At 37.2% G+C, this 19,160-nt stretch carries 18 protein-coding genes; 8 read left to right on the forward strand and 10 right to left on the reverse strand.

The genetic code is table 11. The features are described from left to right. The first annotated feature begins 5 nt into the window (after positions 1 to 5). Positions 6 to 1,190: a hypothetical protein gene (locus P0Y49_14430; GenBank protein ID WEK17990.1), complete on the forward strand. Its 1,185-nt coding sequence runs from the start codon at positions 6 to 8 to the stop codon at positions 1,188 to 1,190. Between the two features lie 134 nt (positions 1,191 to 1,324). Continuing rightward, positions 1,325 to 4,321, forward strand: a complete 2,997-nt coding sequence (locus P0Y49_14435) for a DUF2723 domain-containing protein (protein WEK17991.1) — start codon at positions 1,325 to 1,327, stop codon at positions 4,319 to 4,321. 36 nt (positions 4,322 to 4,357) lie between these two features. On the opposite strand, the gene P0Y49_14440 is transcribed toward P0Y49_14435, so the two are convergent. The 8 genes from P0Y49_14440 to P0Y49_14475 form a co-directional block, all read right to left on the reverse strand. Continuing rightward, on the reverse strand, positions 4,358 to 5,113 hold the full coding sequence (locus P0Y49_14440; GenBank protein WEK17992.1) for a response regulator: 756 nt from the start codon (positions 5,111 to 5,113) through the stop codon (positions 4,358 to 4,360). Next, the gene (locus P0Y49_14445; protein WEK17993.1) at positions 5,106 to 6,197 is read right to left on the reverse strand and encodes a histidine kinase; all 1,092 of its coding nucleotides are present in this window, start codon (positions 6,195 to 6,197) and stop codon (positions 5,106 to 5,108) included. Before P0Y49_14445 ends, P0Y49_14440 begins: the two co-directional genes overlap by 8 nt. Before the next feature lie 4 nt (positions 6,198 to 6,201). Then, positions 6,202 to 6,849, reverse strand: a complete 648-nt coding sequence (locus P0Y49_14450; GenBank protein ID WEK17994.1) for a hypothetical protein — start codon at positions 6,847 to 6,849, stop codon at positions 6,202 to 6,204. Between the two features lie 34 nt (positions 6,850 to 6,883). Continuing rightward, positions 6,884 to 8,995: a carboxypeptidase-like regulatory domain-containing protein gene (locus tag P0Y49_14455; GenBank protein ID WEK17995.1), complete on the reverse strand. Its 2,112-nt coding sequence runs from the start codon at positions 8,993 to 8,995 to the stop codon at positions 6,884 to 6,886. 162 nt (positions 8,996 to 9,157) lie between these two features. Then, the gene (locus P0Y49_14460) at positions 9,158 to 9,793 is read right to left on the reverse strand and encodes a peroxiredoxin (protein WEK17996.1); all 636 of its coding nucleotides are present in this window, start codon (positions 9,791 to 9,793) and stop codon (positions 9,158 to 9,160) included. Between the two features lie 73 nt (positions 9,794 to 9,866). Beyond that, positions 9,867 to 10,811, reverse strand: coding sequence for a DUF72 domain-containing protein (locus P0Y49_14465; protein ID WEK17997.1), 945 nt, complete (start codon positions 10,809 to 10,811; stop codon positions 9,867 to 9,869). Positions 10,812 to 11,015: 204 nt separating this feature from the next. Continuing rightward, complete coding sequence (locus P0Y49_14470; GenBank protein WEK17998.1) at positions 11,016 to 11,177, reverse strand: hypothetical protein; 162 nt, start codon at positions 11,175 to 11,177, stop codon at positions 11,016 to 11,018. Between the two features lie 282 nt (positions 11,178 to 11,459). Further along, entirely contained in the window at positions 11,460 to 11,978 is a 519-nt protein-coding gene (locus P0Y49_14475) for a GNAT family N-acetyltransferase (protein ID WEK17999.1), read from the reverse strand. Between the two features lie 505 nt (positions 11,979 to 12,483). Between P0Y49_14475 and P0Y49_14480 the strand changes: the two genes are divergently transcribed. The 6 genes from P0Y49_14480 (at position 12,484) to P0Y49_14505 (ending at position 15,784) form a co-directional block, all read left to right on the forward strand. Continuing rightward, positions 12,484 to 12,720: a hypothetical protein gene (locus P0Y49_14480; protein WEK18000.1), complete on the forward strand. Its 237-nt coding sequence runs from the start codon at positions 12,484 to 12,486 to the stop codon at positions 12,718 to 12,720. Positions 12,721 to 13,273: 553 nt separating this feature from the next. Then, the gene (locus P0Y49_14485; GenBank protein WEK18001.1) at positions 13,274 to 13,867 is read left to right on the forward strand and encodes a hypothetical protein; all 594 of its coding nucleotides are present in this window, start codon (positions 13,274 to 13,276) and stop codon (positions 13,865 to 13,867) included. Between the two features lie 99 nt (positions 13,868 to 13,966). Beyond that, entirely contained in the window at positions 13,967 to 14,173 is a 207-nt protein-coding gene (locus tag P0Y49_14490; protein ID WEK18002.1) for a hypothetical protein, read from the forward strand. 143 nt (positions 14,174 to 14,316) lie between these two features. Further along, entirely contained in the window at positions 14,317 to 14,634 is a 318-nt protein-coding gene (locus P0Y49_14495; protein WEK18003.1) for a hypothetical protein, read from the forward strand. 23 nt (positions 14,635 to 14,657) lie between these two features. Then, complete coding sequence (locus P0Y49_14500; GenBank protein WEK18004.1) at positions 14,658 to 14,936, forward strand: transposase; 279 nt, start codon at positions 14,658 to 14,660, stop codon at positions 14,934 to 14,936. Continuing rightward, a complete protein-coding gene (locus P0Y49_14505) occupies positions 14,933 to 15,784 on the forward strand; it encodes an IS3 family transposase (protein ID WEK18005.1) in 852 nt (283 codons plus the stop codon). The genes P0Y49_14500 and P0Y49_14505 overlap by 4 nt, the downstream gene beginning before the upstream one ends. 803 nt (positions 15,785 to 16,587) lie before the next feature. Here the strand turns inward: P0Y49_14505 and P0Y49_14510 are convergent. Together P0Y49_14510 and P0Y49_14515 are read right to left on the reverse strand one after the other, a co-directional pair. Continuing rightward, positions 16,588 to 18,081: a WG repeat-containing protein gene (locus P0Y49_14510; GenBank protein WEK18006.1), complete on the reverse strand. Its 1,494-nt coding sequence runs from the start codon at positions 18,079 to 18,081 to the stop codon at positions 16,588 to 16,590. 481 nt (positions 18,082 to 18,562) lie between these two features. Continuing rightward, positions 18,563 to 19,048: a hypothetical protein gene (locus tag P0Y49_14515; GenBank protein WEK18007.1), complete on the reverse strand. Its 486-nt coding sequence runs from the start codon at positions 19,046 to 19,048 to the stop codon at positions 18,563 to 18,565. Positions 19,049 to 19,160 lie beyond the last annotated feature (112 nt).

The following is a 19,160-nucleotide window of genomic DNA, read 5'->3' on the forward strand; positions in this document are numbered from 1 at the left end:
GATCCTTGAACAAGCACATTTTAGATCAGCCGGTACAGGAATTCATCAGCCATCACTTAAATGATGATGTCCATAAAATTGCTATGGCCAAAAGTCCTTTTAAGGAAGTTGAGGCCCGCGAACTGGCCAATCAAATTGCTGCAAAAAACAAATCTGCAAAGAAACTTTCCAGGTGGTATCATACTGAATCTATTTACTACCCGCCCCTGCTTTCCATAGAGCAATGCTCATCCGAAACAACTGCTGCCTACAAAGCAAAATTGGCTATAGGAAATAGCTTGATTGATCTGACAGGAGGCTTTGGGGTAGATAGTTATTACTTTGCAAAAGCTGTTGACTCGGTGGTACATTGCGAAATAAACCCCGAGCTATCAGCAATAGCAGCGCACAATGCAAAAGTATTGGGGCAAAACAATATGAGCTTCCTGGCCACTGATGGTATTGCTTACCTGCAAGATACGGCAGCTACTTTCGATACCATTTATATAGATCCGGCAAGAAGAAGCAGCGCCGGTAAGGTCTTTATGTTAAAAGACTGTACACCAAATGTGGTGGAGCATTTGGATCTGTTACTAAAAAAGTCTGCCAGAATTATCGTTAAAACAGCCCCTCTTTTAGACCTCTCCGCTGGTATAAAAGAATTAAATAATGTTGCTGAAATCCATATTGTAAGTGTAAAAAATGAATGCAAAGAGCTGCTATGGGTTATAGAAAAGCAGGAAGTCTCCAATATAAAAATAACCTGCAGCACCCTAAACGAAACTGAAAAGCACTTTAGTTTTTTAAAAGGAGATGAAGAAGCCAGTCAGCCACAAATACTGACCGAAACACCTTCGGGTTATTTGTACGAACCAGATACCGCTTTACTAAAGAGTGGCGCTTTTAACCTGATCGGCTTAACTTACGGATTAAAGAAACTGAACACACAAACACAACTCTACAGCGGCGACCAAATCAACAGTAGCTTTCCGGGAAGGATATTTAAAATAAACAGGATCATCAGTTCCGGAGAATTAAAAAAAGAAAAGCAGCTTGTTGGTAATGTAGTGGTTAGAAATTACAGAGATAAAGCAGAAAATCTTGTCAAAAAATATAAAATAAAGCCTGACAACCACCGATTCCTCATCTTTACCGAAAGCAAAAAAGATGGCTATATTGTAATCGATGCCACAATTGAGCAACACTATTAGTCCTGTGCAAAGGCATCCTGGAACTAAACCTTGGCGCAAATTTTAACAAACTTTAACAATCTTTAACATTCATAACCAAGTGTAATTTAATGATTTAATTATTTTTGATTAACCATAAATCAAAAACCTAAATCATGAAGAACTACCAACGCATCAACAACCTCACGGGCTTCATTCTTTTTGCCTTTGCAAGTATTGTTTACTGGCTTACTATGGAACCTACCGCCAGCTTTTGGGACTGCGGTGAATTTCTCTCGGCATCCAATAAACTGGAAGTAGGTCACCAACCCGGAGCACCTTTATTTTTAATGATTGGCAAGATGTTCTCGCTCTTAGCTATGGGCAATACCGCTAAAATAGCTTATTGGATAAACTTCAGTTCTGTATTGTCTAGCGGGGCGACTATCATGTTTTTATATTGGACCATCACCGCTTTGGCTTCAAAACTATATCCTAAAGAAAAAAGTTCCTTACAAATTCTCAGTGTAATTGCTGCCGGAATAACTGGCGCATTGGCTTACACTTTTTCAGATACTTTCTGGTTCTCGGCAGTAGAGGCAGAAGTTTATGCACTTTCTACCCTCTTTACGGCCGTTGTATTTTGGGCCATCCTAAAATGGGAACGCAATATGGATAATCGCTGGCTGGTGCTCATTGCTTTTTTAGTTGGCCTTTCCATTGGTGTTCACCTGCTTAGTCTGCTCGCTATTCCAGCAATTGTATTGATCTATTATTTCAAAAAAACAGCGAAGCCTAATTTAATTGGTACAATAAAGGCCTTTGCAGTTGGCTGTGTTCTGGTGGGACTGGTACAATTTGTAATTGTACAATACCTGGTACTCCTGGCCGCAAAATTTGATCTCTTTTTTGTAAACACTCTTGGTTTTAGCTTTGGCTGGGGAGCGATGGTATTTATTGCAATACTAGCTTGTTCTATTGCTTATACCATTTCCTATTCGATTAAACATCATAAATACAACCTTAATCTTGCAATGGTTTGCCTAACCTTCATCCTTTTTGGTTTTAGTTCGTATTTCATGATTGTGATCCGGGCCAATGCCAAAACAAATATCAACTTATCAAATCCAGACAATCCATTTGCTTTACTCAATTATTTGGGCCGCACCAATTACGGCGATACCCCTTTACTGTATGGAAGAACTTTCGACGCGCAACAAACCGAAATTAAAGAAACGGGTACTGAATATAGAAAAGGGGCTAAAAAATATGAAGAATCCGGTAAGGCTTATCAATTAAGCTATGATAAAAACCTGCTCTTTCCACGGACCTATAGCAACAAACCCAGACATATAGAATTTTATAAGAACTGGATGGGACTCAAAGAAAATGAAAGCCCAGGCTTTTTCCAAAATCTAAGCTTCTTTAGCTCTTACCAGGTAGGCTTTATGTATTGGCGTTATTTTTTATGGAACTTTGCTGGTCGCCAAAATGACGTTCAGGGACAAGGCAGTTTAACTGAAGGAAATTGGATTACAGGAATTAAAAGTCTGGATGGCGTCAGACTTGGAGACCAAAGCAAGTTACCCCCATCCATCACCGCCAACGAAGGGAATAATATCTATTTTGGCTTACCACTGCTCTTAGGTATTGCAGGGCTGATCTTTTTATACCGAAAAAATAAACAGATCACGATGGTCATTGTCACCCTTTTCTTTTTTACCGGACTAGCTATTATTCTATATTTAAATCAGGATCCATTGCAAGTGCGCGAAAGAGATTATGCTTATGTAGGCTCATTTTATGCTTTTACTATTTTTATAGGCTTCGGTGTATTGGCCATCAAAGAAACATTATCACATATCGCACCGCAGAAATTAAGTCTGGCTGTCGCCGCTATTACAGGCCTATTAGCCGCGCCGGTAATTATGGGTATGCAAGGTTGGAACGACCATGACCGTTCTGATAAAAAAACGGCATTAAATTGGGCTGCCAATTACCTCAATTCTTGCGCACCAAATGCCATCCTATTTACCAATGCCGACAACGATACCTTCCCCCTATGGTATGCCCAGGAGGTTGAAGGGATCAGAACTGATGTAAGAGTAGTTTGTCTCCAATTTTTAGCTGACAGTGATTATATCAATCAGATGAAAACGCCGGCCAACCAATCTGCCCCCCTACCCATCGCTATGACTGCGGATAAATATCAGAAAGGTGTTCGTGATTATCTTCCCTTTATAGATTATGGTTTTAAAGATAGTGTTGAACTGAAAGATTTACTTACTGTGTTGACCTCCGACAATAAGGACGATAAAGTAGAAATGCAAGGTGGTTCATTTGAAAACTTCCTGCCCACCAAAAAGTTAAAGTTAAGTATTGATGCCAATCAACTGGTTAAAACAAATAACATTCAGGCAAAAGATAAAGACAAAATAGCACCGCAAATGGAATGGGATTTTAAAAAGAATTTTGCGGGCAAAGCGGACCTCGCGATATTTGATATACTGGTTACTAACAACTGGGAAAGACCTGTCTATTTTGGTTCTTCACTCTCCGAAGACACTTACATAGGCTTAGATAAATATCTTTACCTGGAAGGCTATGCTTATCGTTTGCTACCGCTTAAAAGAGATCCTAAAGATAACCGTGATAAATCAGAAATGACCAATTCTGATGTCATGTATAGCAATACCTTACATAAAATGGATTTTTCTGGTTTTAATAAAGCAAAATATCTTGATCCGGAAAGCAGAAGGATTGCTACCGACAGCTGGGCTTTCCAAAATACACTTGCAAGTAACCTGATTTCGGAAGGCAAGAAAGCTCAGGCTCAACAAATCATCACAAAAAGCATTAAAGAACTTCCATTAAAACTCTATTCAATTCATGATACGTTGAACAGGCTTGAATCTATCCGGATACTTCACAACTTAAATAATCAACAGGATGCGAACTTGTTAGCTAGCAAAACAGCTTCGTTTTTGGATCAGGAATTGAGCTATATCGCTTCATTACCCGTACAACAGCAGCAAGCGTCTTTTAGAGATATTCAGATAGGGATGTACGTTTTAAATGGCTTGGGCGAACTTACCAATGAAACTGAGCTCAATAAAAGGATCAGGAATAAGTATAAGGAACTCGAAGATACATTCAGTAAGTCTTTGGGGTAACGTCCATCAAGCTGTTCATCAACATCTCAGAACATTTTAAAGATCAAAACGTTCACGCAGGGCTGGGCCGTAGCTTCTGCTCGAGTTTAGCTTGCTGCCTGCATTATCATTCATGATAAAAAAGAAAGCTCCGTTAAACCCTTTTCTGATCTCTTTGATCAGATCGGCATTAAGCATGCAGCCCCTGCTGATCCTCACAAATTGGTCAGGCAGTTTTTCTTCCAAACCAGACAAGGTAAAATCTGTGAGGTGGCATTTGCCATCAACGGTATTTAAAAATATGTACTTCTCCTCTGCGTTGATGAAGGCCAGCTCCTGCAATTTTATGAGCAGTATGCGATCGCCTATCTTTACGGTAAGTGTTTTAACTTCCTTTTTTACATTCAGCTGCTTCATGAGCAAATCGAGCGGAATGATGTAGTCAGACAGACCTTCAAACTGCTGTAATTTACTAACTGCTTTGGCAAGCCGTTCTTTTTCAACAGGCTTCAGGAGATAGTCAATCGATTCTTCCTCGAAGGCCTTAACGGCATACTGATCATAGGCTGTAGTAAAAATTACTTTTGGTGCCTTCTTTAACCTGCTCAACATATCAAAGCCATTCAGTACTGGCATTTCAATATCCAGAAAAACAAGATCGGGATTATGCAGTTCGATTAACAACAGTCCCTCCATACCATTGGAGGCTTCGCCTATTATATTTATCGTCTCATGTTGGGCCAACAGACGTTTCAACCGTTGCCTTGCCAGCGGTTCATCTTCGATAATTACAGCGTTCCATTGTTTAGCCATGCTGCATCGGTATTTTTATTTCTATTTGTTTTATGGGCTTGTTTAGCAGCTGCAATTCATATGCTGATCCGTACAACAAGTTCAGCTTGTCGAAAGTACTTTGCAGGCCATAACCTATATTCAGTTCATCAGGGAAGGGAGCGCCATTATCACTAATGGCAATCACCAGCCGACTATCTTTACGGATCGTAATCCGCAACTCAGCTCCCGCTGCGATGTCTTTCAGGCCATGCTTCAAAGCGTTTTCTATCAGCGGCTGTATCAGAAACCGGGGAATCCTTTCCTGCTTCAGTGCAGGGTCGATGTCTAATATAAAACTGATCCGATCACCAAAACGAATCTGCTCAATATCCAGGTAAGTGCTCACGATTTCCATTTCCTCTGCCACTGTTACGAGGTCGTCCTGATTGTTATTGATGCTATATCTAAACAGTTTGCTCAGCTTTAATGTCATGTCTTCGGCCTGGTCAGGCTGTTCGTGAATCAGGCTTGCGATAGCGTTCAATGCATTGTACAGAAAATGGGGATTGATTTTCGATTGTAGTGTTGCAAGTTCCGCCTGAGTTTTCATCTGCCTTAACTTCAATACATCAAGATCCCTTTCTCTGATTCTTGCATGCAGCCGGGCCTTTTGCGAATTGTAGATATAGAAAATAGTACAGATAATCACGACAAGCATGGAACTTACGAGATAATCATGGGGATGAAACAGCTGGTAAGGTTCGTTGAATAGCAACCATTTGATAAAGTAAATGGATTCTATAGCTAACAGCATGGCAGCAAGGCTGCTGGCGTAATACAAGATAATAAACAACCAGATCTGATCCCTGTTGAATTTCAATAGTTTTTGCGAAAGATAGACGCTGTTGCCGATGGCCAGCGAGATGATTACGCTGAATAGTATTTCATAACTTACAGAACGGAACCCGATAAAATGCCCGCTAAACACGGAGATTAACGCAGATAGTACACAACCTATACCAAACCCGATCAACAGATAGGTTAGATTGCGCTGAAAAAAACCAGGATTTCTGAAGACTTCAATTCTTCTGCTATCGGTTTCCGTACTGCAATTGTCCTTCATCAGATTATTTAATTTGCGCTAATAACTCTTTTGCCCGATCAGCACCCCAGTTTGGTTCAATGGGCGTAGCCGGTTTAAATATAGCAAATTTTGCCGATGCGGTTTCTAAAATGCTTTTAGCTTTTGCCTTACCACCACCAAATGCTTCAGGGGTATAGAAAATATTCTGCCCGCTGATCAGATAGATTCTTGGATTCTCAGGATTTAAGGCTTTGGCTTTGGCCAGAGAAGCGGCAGAAGCACTCATCATCGCTAGTCTCGATTGCGGGTCAATACTCAGCTTAATGTACTGCACATACCCCTTTAAAGCATAGATCTCGCTGTTATCAGGCGAAAGTGCATCTGCTTTATCGATCTCCGAAAGTGCCTTGTCCAGATACTGATCTTTAATCGCCTTGTCGGTAGTTGTTAGTCCGGCAATTAAATTACTATATCCTGCATAGTAAAATGGCGTCCATTGCTTTACTTCGGCCTGTGCAACGCGGTCAAAATAGTTTGCGGTACTGCTGAAGCCATCAGTGCCCTTAGCACTTTCCAGCATCTCAAGACCTTTTTTCATGCCCATTTGAAATTTCTCTGTCGCACTCTGTGCAAAGGTATTCAGACTGAAAGCTACTAAAGCTAAAGTCAGCGTTTTTGTTAATGTGTTCATGTCGTTGTTTTTAAAGGTTTATATTATTTTTGATTTAGCGTACGAAGTTGTCATCACCGATTGTCATAATAATCCCTAAAATGATATCCCTGCGTGACGAGGGTTGTATTGCACGGCGGTTAAGTCCGTCGGTACTATACTTGTAACCATAGATGTTCTTGAAACCGGCTACGTTACTGGCGTTTACATACAATACGCTGAACTGTTTGAGTACATGCGTCAGGTAGCTCAAACTCAAACTCAGGTTGTTTAAACTTTTGGTCATATCGCTCAGGTAGACGGGATTGTTTGGATTTACATAGCTACGCCCGGAAGCAAAAACGTATGTTGCACCAATCTGTGAATTCAGCTTGGGTATAAACTGTTTCCCTACTACAGACAGCGTGTGTTTTGCCGCAAACGATGGCCTGGCGAGCATAGGATAATCCGCAAAATCCCTTTTGCTATCCAGGAAGGAATAGGATATCCAGAAATCTCCGTTAGGAATCGTTTTCTTGTCTTTCAGGAAGAGCTCAAATCCACGTGCATAGCCATAACCGGAATTATCTAACGAAGTACCATTCACTTTAGTGAGGTTCGCGTAATCCTTATAATAACCTTCAACTCTCAACAGCCTGTCGGCCAGGTTAAGTTCATACTTTAAGATGTAATGGTCTGCCTGCTCATAGTCAAGTGGCTTTTGAATCAGATAACCGTCTTCCGGATTCTGGAAAAATCGACCATACGCAAATGAAACCTGTGATGAAGTTGTGGTTTTGTAGGCTAAAGAAACACGAGGTGCCAGGTTATATCTGACAAGATAACTTGAGTACTCAGTACGTAGTCCTATTCTTGCTACCAGTCTGCTGCTTAAATACGCGTCTGTTTCTGCAAATGCCGAACTCAACTGATCTGTGTAGGACCGGCCTAAGGTATTCAAGCTTTCCGTTCTGCCGATATTAAATGTTTCCAAACCAAATTTCAGATTAGAAAGACGCCCGAAATAATGTGTCAGTGTAGCCTTGCCTTCTAATAGTTTGTCAACACGTTTGTAGTTGTTTACAGTCATTAAGCCCGCATCACGATCCCGGTTATAGGAAACACCCGCTTCAATTTTCCATGAACTGTTCAGGTAGTCTTTATAGGTGCTGTTCATATAAACGTTACTATTATCGTTGCTAAAGTAGCTCGGAGAGGTTGGTACATCAATATTTGGACTATATAGGCTCACTACAGCGGCTCCATATGCCGCGTAGAATTTAAACATTCCAGTCTCAGATGTTTTAGCTTTGTACTGTATGCTACCACCACCTTGTTCAGGTATCTTTACAAAAGTGTTTTGTTGTTGTTTGAAAATACTGTACTGCGGGACCAGATTGTAGTAATAACCACCTAGTATAAGCGCACTATTTTTAAATCTTATGTTCTGATCTATACCTCCACCCACTGTAAGTGCAGTGATTCCCGTTGTTGTTTTCTCTGGCAAATCTGTACTCTCCAGCACAAGCGCAGAACTTAGTGCCTGCCCATATTGGGCAGAATAACCTCCTGAAGAAAATGAAGTGCCCTTAAACAGGAAAGGGGACAGCCGACCTCTGGAAGCCTGATCAGGTACGGTTGCGTTGAACGGACTTTTTACAAGCATGCCATCAAAATATGTTTTCGTCTCTGCAGCGGTACCTCCTCTAACAAACAGACCCGTTTCGGCCCCGGCTGGTTGCGCTCCGGGTAGGGTTTGCATTGCTGCGATAATATCAGCCCGGGATCCGGCCAGCGTAGCGATATCTACAGATCCCAATATTGCGCCTTTTTTTGCATCGCCGGTGGTGTATATGCCGGCGCTGATCTTTACCGTTTCCAGTTCGTTGACAGCGGCTTTCATCAACAGATTAAGCGTCATGACTTTGCCTGTTATATTGATCTGCAGGGAATCCGCATCAAAGTTCAGCGCCGAAAACATCAGCATTTGAATTCCATTTTCTGTAGTGCTAAAGTCGAAGTGACCAGCGCTATCTGTGGATGCGCCGTCGTAGCTGTTTTTAATGCTGATGCTGGCATTTGTTATAGCTTTACCTTTCGAAGTTTTGATTGAACCACTGATACGGGTCTGCGCCTGAAGGCAAGCTGCCGTGAAGATCATTAAGAGCGTAAGCGATATATTTTTCATGACCTGCTGTTTTGAAATCATGATCAAATATGTGCAGCAGCAGATGGATTGCAAATGAAAAGCCGACGACTTGCAGTATCTGACGGATGAGTGGTAAAAATTCAGGACAAAAAAAAATAGGCTTTCAGGTAAGGAAAGCCTATTCAGTAATTTAAAAGGAGATTACTTGTTTGGTTGAGGTGTCATCCTCAAATATGGTTTAATTACTGTATGTCCTTTAGGGAACTTAGCCGGAATATCTTCCGTTTTAATACTATTCATAACAACTACATCCTCTCCATCTTCCCAATCAGCAGGTGTAGCCACGCTATAATTAGCAGTAAGCTGTAAAGAATCAATCACTCTTAATACTTCATTAAAATTACGTCCGGTAGAAGCCGGATAAGTCAACATCAGCTTTACTTTCTTATCAGGTGAGATAATGAACAATGAACGTACAGTTAATGTCTCAGATGCATTTGGATGAATCATATCATAAAGATCTGCCACCTTTTTATCTTCATCTGCAATAATTGGGAACTCAACATTGGTATTTTGAGTTTCATTAATATCTTTAATCCAGCCTTTATGCGATTCCGCAGAATCCACACTAAGTGCCAATACCTTAACGTTTCTTTTTTCGAACTCCCCCTTTAATGCAGAAGTACGTCCTAATTCAGTAGTACATACAGGAGTATAATCAGCAGGGTGAGAAAATAAAACTCCCCAACTATCTCCTAAGAATTCATAGAAATCAATATCACCGATAGAAGTTTGTGCCTTAAAATTGGGAGCTGCGTCCCCTATTCTTAAACTCATAATTTTATATTTTTACGTGTAAATAATTACGATTACAAGGTAACAAATAATGTCTACAAATTAAGTATACTATTTAAAATAATTCTCTTTGTTTTGTCATATCATTAGGATCATTTATAAATTTAATGGGTGCAATCTTAGCGCCTAAATGTTTATTAAATTGTTCAATCGTATAATTGGCAAGAATCGGTGTATCCTTTTCATCATGCTGGTGCAGAAAAAAATATACCTTTTCTAATCCCCTATCCAACCAGGTTCTAATTCTGACTACCCAGTCATCAATTCTTGCGAAATCTGAATCTTTATGTTCCTGACCATTTCCAACAAAGCGGATAAATATTTCGGGTATAGTCAGTTCCATATGCACACAATCTCTTCTGCCACTGGCATCAGTAATTACAGCTCCTTTTTTATATCTCGCCAGCATTTCAAAAAGCTGAGCTCTCGCAGCCGCGTCCCAAAACCAGTCCTCGTGTCTCAATTCCACAAAAACTTCTAAATCTACAGGAAGGTGTTTAATGTAATTCTCCAGTACATCAAAGTTTTTAGGACCAAAGTTGTCGCCCAATTGCAAAAAGCAAGGACCTAAAAACTGTCCGAACTCATGAATACTTGTCAGGTAAAGATCAGTAGGTACCTCTGCATCTTTTAACCTTTTAATATGACTGATGGTTCTGGAAAATTTAGGACAAAATAAAAAGCCATTACTGGCATTATCTTCAGCCTTAACACGCCATTTGCGGATCAGCTCGGCATTGGGAATACTGTAAAAAACAGCATTTAACTCGATAGAATTAAAGTGTTTTACATACTCATCCAAAAAATTAGCTTCCTTGGTTTTTTGAGGATAAATCATATTCAACCACTCCTTCCGACCCCATTTTGCACAACCAATGTAAAATGCTGGATCTTTAACTGCTTTAGTTCCCGAAAGTGTTATGGCAGTCTGCTTCCCATCTTCAGGCAGTGTAAAATCTACAGATCCAAGCTCATTTACTGCTACTTTTCCAAAGTCCATATTGAAAGTTTTATATAAAAAGAAACCCCGAAACTAGTGAATAAGTTTAATTTCAAAAAATCAAGACTCTTTGGTGTTTCCTAATTTTAAAATATGTATTTAAAGTGCTTTAAACAGGGTTTTAAAAATTGTAAAAAAATATTTTTCCCCTTTTTTCAAGATCTTAAATACACGATTAAATTTACAAAATAACCTTATACCAATCTAACTTCGTTTAATATTTTTTTGGCTGTAATAATCTATAGCCTTTTTTGCAAAGGCTTCAAGTTTGACTTCTAAAACTGATTCATCCGCTCTGTTTTTACCCTTTAATTTTTGTAATTGTTTATGTCCTGCTTCAATTCCTCCAATAGGGTCACGTATCACAATATTCTCTAAGATGACTGAAATTCTATGATTTGTATATTCATCTTTGCTGTAGATACTGTAAAACTCTTCTGGCGTATACTCCGAAAAATTTGCACATAAAGTTGAGCAATTACCAGATAATCTGCTGGATCAGCCATTTGTTAATGAAAAATATGGAAGCTATTTGCGAAATATTGAAGGTGTTATTGAACACAGCTACTATCACTTAGGTCAAGTTTCTTTAATAAAAAGATGATTTCTGGTCTGTAAATCCTACAGCTTACGTTTAGTAATTCTAATCTATGTCAAACTAATTCTATAAGTATAGAAATCGATTTCTGGATTTTGGATCTCAAAACCTATCTGCTCATATAGACTTTGTGCGGTATAGTTGTCAATTGCTGTTGAGAGTTCAACGAACTTAGCATTATTTTCTTTAGCAAAAGCCATTGCCATTTTTATAAGTTTTTCGCCAATTCCTTGCTTGCGGTGTTCCTTCGCAACATATAAATCATTTAGTATCCAATTTTTAACTGCACGTGCGGATGAATATTTGGGGTATAGCTGGGTGAATCCGACTGGTTTTGACTTGTCATTTATTACTGCTACAAAAATTACAGATTCATTATTATCCAATCTCGCCTGAATAAAATCCTCAGCCAATTTAATATCAGATTCTTGTTTGTAAAATACTCTGTATTGGTCAAATAGGTCGAAAATCAAATTTCCTTGTGTATTGTTTACTCTAAATATCTCCATTCTGTTGATTAGTGAATTAAATGTAACATGCTCCTGTTGGCTAGCACGCTTTTTATCCAAATAGAATTTTACACTAATTTATTGAAAAAATCAGCACAAAATCACCACATCAAATTCATTGGATGCATTGCCAGTTAAAGAATTGATGTTTGCATAATTTCACGGATTAAGAATAAAGAGGAAGTACGTCTTATAGAATCATGTGCGAATCCAGTAAAAGCTTTTTAACTTTCATTACAGTCTTGGTTGATGAATCAGTCAATTTAGCTACCTGTCTAATTGTAAGCCCTTTTTTAAGCTCCTTGGCAATCATTTGAGAATTTGGCTTTAATAAGAATTTTTTATCTGTTTCAATTGTACCAGTTGACCTATCTAATACGCCACCCTTTTGAACAAAAATTTTCCTGCCAACTGAGCACAGTTTATTTTCCCATTCAATCTTGCCGAAAACCATGCATGGGAACAATGTTACAAAAAATCATGTACCCTTATTTGTTATTTTCTGTGCATTGGCTAGTTACCATATACAATTCCCGTATTATACTCCTAAATGTTATATTTGAATATGATCAAAAAACCAGAATTAACATTAGCACAAAAACAAGAATTCCAAAGACTATTCGATTTATTAGTAATGGAGTCATCTGAAGAGCTACAGAAGCTTTGGAATACAAATTCAACAATCACATGGGACCTAGGTGGCCATCCATTCATTCCGAATAATATCCATTCAAAGCTAAAAGGCAAGCAAGCGGACAAATTTGTTATTTTGATGAATAAATTTAATGATAGAAGGCTTTAAAATTATTTTCCTCTGAGAAATTATAACTTTACAGAAATGATACTTAGGCTTAAAATTGTATGTTAAATGCACAGAATCTCTAGTTTCTTTCATTTTACAGCTCAATATCAAAATTAAACTTATGCGCTCTTCTAGTAGTAGACAACAGATTAAACCGAAATTGATTTCATTCGGCATAATTTTCTTAGCATTAGCATGTGCTTTTGTAATATCTAAATTCCATGATAACACTTACTATTATCTTTATCCTCAGATAACCAATGAATCCACATGGGTTATTCTTTGTTTCACATTCATCATATCATCAATACTGTTTTTGCTTCGCAAAAAGTATAGAACTTTATTAAAAAACAGCCTGATAGTATATATAATTTTTGTACTGTCATTACTAATTAGCACATCCTTTTTTGTTGGTTCAATGCATTACATCCTGTATCTGTATGATAAAAGCTCTTTTATTATTGACGAAGACATCAACAAATATCAAATCAAAGACGAATACGATGCATTTGACAAAATTAGACATAAGCTTATCTTCGAAAAAACTCATTGCATGGAGTCTCTTGCCAATCTAGCAAGAAACAAACTAAAAATATCTGAAAAAGATAGGTACCCAATTCCATTTCTAGTAAAAACCAATAGAATTAAAACTTATGAGTTAACATCTGGTGATATGGCACTGGAGTTGAATAGGTGGACGACCCCAATTCCAATCGACCCAATAAAGCCCCCAAAAGATCCAAATGAAGGATACAACTATTCACTATCGATTATTAAAAACAATCAAAGTATCGAAATAAACGATAGAGATCAAAATAGAACCTTTTTTATCAAATATTTCGATACCCCATATTCACCATCAAAAGAGCATATAATCGATATCATTAAATCTCATATTTCTAAAATAGACAGCAATATTGAGAGGATCGATAAAAATAAAAATCTAGTAAAAGATAGAGGTTTACCTCTGAGTCAATTTGCATATGATACTTTCATGAAAAGTGTGCAGCAGGATCAGAACATTTTCAAAATTTTATCATGGAAAAGCCGAATACTATATATGCTACAGCTAGTCCTAACGGTCTTAATTATATTTCCATTCCTCATTGACATTAAAGAAAGGATTATCAAAAGGATATCACACTAAGTTCCGTTTTGTTTTTCTCTTATCTTTTTCTACCCATTAAAGCTTTTAAACCCAATACAACACAATGTTTAAGAGTATAATTTAAAATGTACAGAAGCAATGAGAATCGGACATGAATTTATCTATAAGTCACTAGCTGACATATTTGATAAAGAAGAAACAATAAAAGAAAGCCAACTAAAAGAAAGTTTTAAAAACTTCATGTTAAACCAATACCCATGGATTGACAACAAAAATTTATCTCGCTTATTTAGTCAGGGCTGTTATTATGCCCACAAAGATGGTTTGACAGGATTCATGCAATAAATGGCATTAAAAAATTCAGTATTAATATGTACCTCGGTCATTCCTCTTAAAACGATTGTTAAGTGTATCTATAGTTTCAATGATAATAGTGTGTATATTGGCTGTAGGAATACAAGTAGCAGTTAGAAAAGGTATGCATCGAAATGACTGAATTAGAGATTAGAGAAAAAATAGATCTCCATCGCAGTGGGAAAGACTCCTCTAAGAACTATGTTGAATTTTATTTCCATGCATGTTTTTATGAATTTTTCAACAGTGAAGACTCATATTGGAAGACAAACCTAGATGGCTCAGAGTTATCAGAAATTCTGAAAACACTCAATGTACAGGTTGATTTTGAAATACTAAAAACTAAGTATAATAATCAACAGAACCATGATGTTGAGGTTTTTCACAGTACATCTGATGAACAGGTTTTTGTTTACTTTATAATACTCCCCAAATATTGGACAGCTGATTAAATTCATAAATTTAACAGTTGAAAATGAAAAAAGAGCGTAGAAAATTCAGTTCTGTTTTCAAGACCAAAGTGGTGCTTGAAGCAATTAAGGAAAGTAGTACCATGCAAGAACTTGCGTCCAAATACAGTCTCCATCCCACACAGATCACCGCGTGGAAGCGTGAATTTCTTGAGAAAGCCGATACGGTGTTTGGTTCAGAGAAACCAGATGAAAAGGAAGAATCTAAAGAGAAGGAACTGTACTCCAAGATTGGCGAACTTCAGATCCAGGTTGATTTCCTAAAAAAAGTCTTGGGGAAATGAGTATAATTGAAAGGCGTAGCCTTATTTCCCCGGAGCACCAGGCGCTGAGTATTGCCAGTCAGTGCAAGCTACTGAACTTGCAGCGCAGCTGCTATTATTTCAAGCCTAAAGGCGAGTCGCTGTTCAACCAGTCGATAATGAATTTGATTGACCGTAAGTTTCTTGACTGCCCGTTTTACGGCGTGGACCGGATGACTGCGTATCTTAACAAAGATTTGGGATGTCATGTGAATAACAAGCGTATACGTCGTCTTTATCGTGTGATGAACCTGCGGACAATTTATCCTAAAAAGAACCTGAGCAAGGCTAATGCGGCACACCATAAATATCCATATTTGCTGAAAGGCTTGAAAATAGATCGGCCGGGCCAGGTTTGGCAGGCTGATATCACTTATATTCCCATGTTCAGAGGCTTCATGTATATGTTTGCCATTATTGATGTGTACAGCCGAAAGATTGTCGGATGGAGCATTTCAAATACCATGACCGTAGAATGGTGCAGAGATGTACTGCTTGAAACCATTGAAGAACATGGTACACCTGGTATATTTAATACGGATCAAGGCTCACAGTTCACCAGTCCGATCTTCACTAAAGCACTTAAAGACAGTAATGTAAGTATATCTATGGATGGCAAGGGAAGAGCCTTGGATAATGTGTTCATTGAGCGATTCTGGAGATCTTTGAAACAGGAGTATATTTATCTTAACCCACCTAACGGTGGTATGGAATTATTCCAGGGTATAAAACGGTATGTGGAATTTTATAACAATGAACGAAGGCATCGGTCAATGGACGATCTTACGCCAAATGAGGTATTCTATCAAAATAATAAAAAAGTGTCCTAAATAATCTTAAGTTTGACCTATAGCTGTCCAGCAAACCGGGAGTACTTCACTTTGACTTGGAGAAGGAATCATCTGATCAAAATGATATGTTTTTTCTGGGCATCCGCTGTTTAAAAGTGGATGAACCAATGATCCATCAAAAATTATTAAATATTTATAGAAAACTAGGCACCACTTCAGCATTCTGCTTTGATATCTGGAATGAAAAACTTTATAATAAGGTATTTAGGAGTTATTTTTATTTCTACAACAATGATTATAATGAATCTAAAAGGCAGCTAAACCATCATGGTTTATGACGGTCGAAGTGCAGGGCATTTTATTATTCTGCCCAACTAGGGCTAAGCTAAGCAACCTATTAGCTATACTAATACTCATTAAAATGTAATTTATTTATAGCTTATGGGACAATGTTTTAATTGAACGATTATCTTAAAATGCATATGATTTTTACATGCTCCTACTGCAATCTTATCGTTGTATATGACACCCTGATAATGGTTGGCACCCTCTAATAATTAAGGTTAAATGGACTACAGAATTAATTCATTAACATGTTTTTTTTTGGAACCCTGATTTATTACGGTAGTCCTCCGTATCCTCTTCCTCCATAATGCCCCCCCTTTTTTACCCAGGGACGTGGTACCCTTTTCGCAAACCAAGGGCATTTTTGGGTTCTGAAATTTGGTTTTTTAGCTCATTTGAAAAGCCAATTTCAAAAAATATTTTTTATATTTTTTTGCTTAAAAATTTAAGACACTGTGCCCCATACAGATGAATTATACTGCAATAAACAAGTAAGACTACTTGAAGTATAAAAAACCTTTTTTATCTCCATAACCTAATGGATTCTCCTTCTCATCTACTAACGAGAATGTGATATAATTCCCATTTTCTTTATACCCACTAATTTTATATGGGAGTACAGGAAAACATTTTGCATACGGATTAATGTATCCATACTTATTATTATCTGATATGAAGAATGTGGAATAGAAGGAATCCCTTGAGACGATACTGTCATATTTAGCCTCAAATTCTATTTTGCCAGCATAATTAGCCAAACCATACTTACCTTCTATTTTAAGCATCCAGAAATCTCCTGTATGTTTTCGGCTAATCTCATCGTAAATAACAGGCAATACCATTTCATTATCCGAGTTGATTATCCCCCATTTTATCTGACTAGTCCCCTTCAAATACTTCCCTACTATAAAATAGTTCTTTTTTAGTCCGTTGCTAAAATATTCCAGCGTATCATAAACTGCAGGTATGATTTTATATGAAGCAATAACTCCATACTTACCTCCTTCAGTGTATTTAATGTAGTTTGAGTAAACATTATTAGTATCAACCTTCGTTACATCAATATTGAAATGATGTGGGATGATTTTTTCTGAATCATATTTTCCAATAAACGCCTTTTGGTAGTTTATATTAAAATCCATACTGTCTATCTTTCTGTTATAGTCCGAATTATACTTTTGTAAACTAGTAATCAATTTGATTTTGTTAGCCCTAATTGCAAATGAAAAGATCTTAATCATAAAGTCGCTGTTCACCCTTTGAGTCACAGCTTCCGAACTACTCCCATAATATAATCCATCAACAGGCATAACATCTCCTCTTATCAGTGGTTCTTTACTATTATCATTTACAGGTATCATGCTAAAATTATTTATCTGAGGATCTAAAACAATTTTATATTTTTTGGACTTTATAAAAATATCTTTATTCGGATAAATTGTTACACCTTTTAGTCCCCTACTTACCCATTGCTGGATAGTTTGATTTTTCGTATTATACCAAAATATACCTGCACCACCAGACGTATAAATCAGGTACAAATGATAACTTTGAATTCCTAAACTCTCTATGGAATTCACTGTGTCTTTCAATAAAAGTTCGCCTCTTAAATTGTAGAGCTTAAACTGACTGTATTTGCTGACCGTTTCCTTTATAAATACAGAATCGGCATGTAGCCTTTGGTACTTGGGAGACATGATGATACGATCATTATTTAACATTCCAAATTTTTCATTTTGCTTTACAATGAAATAGTTACCTGTCGTATTTCCATATACATAGTTTCCAGCTGGTGTTATTTCTGTATATGATGGACTCACTACAATTTTCCCTAAAGTATCTGCCAATCCCCAGAGCTTACCCTCTCTATATGGCACTCTTTGACCATAAGAGAATAAAGAGGAAATGAAAAGTGGCAACAGTAGAATTAGTTTTGCTACTAACCTAGATGTCAGATCTAGGTGAAAAATTGGCATGAAAAGGCGTTTCATAGATTTTCTTTAAGCAACCAAGATAATAATTTTTATCTATTGGACTCCTGAGCTTAAGTCTATAATAAAACACTTTGATATCATTATTTAATATTTAAAAATAATCATATCATTGGATTTTTGATTAGCAATTATGTTCATCACTTAGAGAACCATTTAAAGCAGGTTATTGAGCACGATTTTTAAAGTGCTGCGGTTCAGATCCAAAATATTACAGAAATAGCTGCTTTAAATATGAAATGATGCTTTCTGGTGGCAATGGCATTATTGAAGCACCACATAGCAGTCCCCACCTGCCAAAAACAACAATTCCTTTAATGCTTTCGGAAAAGAGTTGTTATTATTAAATAGTTGCTCCAATTGAGAAATCTCTTCCAAGGAAATCGGTTCAATTGAACTTTTATAATTGGGGTCATTAGGATAAGCATCAGGATTATCCCTTAAGTAGGTTAATATTTTATTTCCATTTTAGGAATTGTATTTAATGCACATATATTTTGTATTGTCTATTTACCAACGATGCATATTGAAAAAATTCTTTGAGACTTGTAATTATCCCTATAAGCGACTCTGGGGCATCATAATAAAACTCATCATCTTCAATTCCCAAAGCACCGATAAAATCGGCACTGCCATTGATTGTATCACTGAATCTATCCCTTCCGCCATATTTAACTATCAAATCCTGAGTTTCATTATTTAGAGCTGGAATTACTTCATTATCTATAAATTCGATGGACTCTTGTATTTCAGATGGTACAAAATGGGCATCGATATCACTAGATGTAAAGCTATCCCTTGGAAGATCATATTCAATCCTAAATTGCCATTCAGTTAATGTTGCATCAAACAACTTCTGTGCTTTAGGATAATTGGTTAACATAGAATAGTACATCAACAATGCATAAGTGCCAAAATCAATAGTTAAATGCACATCTTCGCAACTAAAAAAAATTCCTCTTGCCATAGTTATTTCATAAATTAAATAAAAACAATCAATATAAGTTAAATTTTACTATAGGTTATAGCAATAAAACAATCTTTAAAAAAATCAAGTTTTTAAGCAACTTAGACATAAT

The organism is Candidatus Pedobacter colombiensis, from assembly GCA_029202485.1.
GTDB classification, from domain to species: domain Bacteria; phylum Bacteroidota; class Bacteroidia; order Sphingobacteriales; family Sphingobacteriaceae; genus Pedobacter; species Pedobacter colombiensis.